Genomic DNA, 1875 nt, shown 5'->3' with positions numbered 1-1875 from the left:
GAGGAATTAGAACTAGTTTTATTCCACCTCTATGTGCCGCTAATAACTTTTCTTTCAAGCCACCAATAGCAAGGACCTGACCACGCAAGGTTATTTCACCTGTCATCGCAACGTCTGCACGAACTGGAATGCCAGTAAATGAGGAAACCATTGCCGTGCACATTGCGATACCCGCACTCGGCCCATCTTTTGGCGTCGCACCTTCAGGAACATGGACATGAATATCATGCTTTTCATGAAAGTTGTCATCGATATAAAAGCCGCCAGCTCGACTTCTTACAACAGTCATAGCAGCTTGTATTGACTCCAGCATTACATCACCCAAAGACCCCGTCCGAACAACCTTACCTTTACCCGGCACAGTACTACATTCAATTGACAACAACTCGCCGCCAACCTGCGTCCATGCCAGACCAGTAACCTGCCCTACCCGGTCCTTTTCATCAGCCATGCCGTAACTAAATTTGCGCACACCTAAGTACTGATCGATATTTTTGCTATCTACGGTAATCTCAATAGCCTCTTTAGACTCTAGAATTTCCTTCACTACCTTGCGACAAACTTTAGCAAGCTCTCGCTCCAGCCCTCGAACACCCGCTTCTTTGGTGTAATAACGAATCACATCTCTTATTGCATCTTCGGCAATAGCGAGCTCACCTTTTTTCAGGCCATTATCTTTGATCTGTTTCGGGATCAGGTATTTTTGCGCGATATTGATCTTTTCATCTTCGGTGTAACCCGGAATACGGATAACCTCCATACGATCAAGCAAGGCCGGAGGGATGTTCATTGAGTTTGAGGTACAGACAAACATAACATCGGACAAATCATAATCTACTTCTAGATAGTGATCATTAAAGGTATGATTTTGTTCTGGATCTAACACCTCAAGCAAAGCCGAAGCCGGGTCACCACGATGATCAGCACCCAATTTATCGATTTCATCAAACAAGAACAGCGGGTTCTTCACTTCGACTTTAGAAAGCTTCTGAATCAGTTTACCTGGCATTGAACCGATATAAGTTCGGCGATGACCACGAATCTCTGCTTCATCACGCACACCACCCAGTGCAACACGGGTATATTTTCGGTTTGTTGCCTTCGCAATAGATTGCCCCAAGGAGGTTTTACCTACACCAGGAGGCCCAACCAAGCACAATACCGGCCCTTTAAGCTTCTTAACCCGGCTCTGTACCGCTAAATATTCGATAATGCGGTCTTTGACCTCTTCTAGGCCATAGTGGTCTGCATCAAGAATTTCTCTTGCCTTAACGATATCGTGTCGAACTTTACTTTTCTTCTTCCAGGGAAGATTTACAAGCCACTCAACATAGCCTCGCACAACTGATGCCTCTGAAGACATCGGTGACATCATCTTCAACTTCTTAAGCTCTGCTTCAGCCTTCTTCTTGGCCTCTGCACTCATGCCAACCGTTTGAATTTTGTTTTCCAGCTCTTCGAACTCGTTACCACCTTCGTTGATCGCTCCCATTTCTTTCTGGATAGCTTTCATTTGCTCATTCAGGTAGTACTCGCGCTGACTCTTTTCCATTTGCTTCTTAACACGACCACGAATGCGCTTCTCGACCTGAATCAGATCAAGCTCGCCTTCGATAACAGCTAACAACATTTCTGCACGCTGCCCGACATTCAACTCTTCCAGAACATCCTGCTTATCGGCTATTTTGAGTTCCAAATGAGCAGCAACGGTATCGATCAACCTAATAGGGTCAGAAATATTCGTTAACGACGAGACGATTTCAGCAGGAATTTTTTTACTCACCTTACTCAGCTTTTCAAACTGAGACATTAAGGTTTGCACAAGCCCCTGAAACTCAGACTGCTCTGGGTGAGACTCTTCCAGCTCACTCGTTT

General features: G+C 45.3%; 1 protein-coding gene. It reads right to left on the bottom strand.

Annotated features, from left to right (window positions below; translation table 11 throughout):
* On the bottom strand, nucleotides 1-1875 hold a 1875-nt coding region (lon, locus tag A3729_RS15125; protein WP_068634033.1), incomplete at both ends, for an endopeptidase La.

The sequence above is a fragment of the Oleiphilus sp. HI0043 genome (assembly GCF_001634935.1).
Note: the sequence above shows the minus strand (reverse complement) of the source record. Positions and strands in the feature narration are given on the sequence as shown.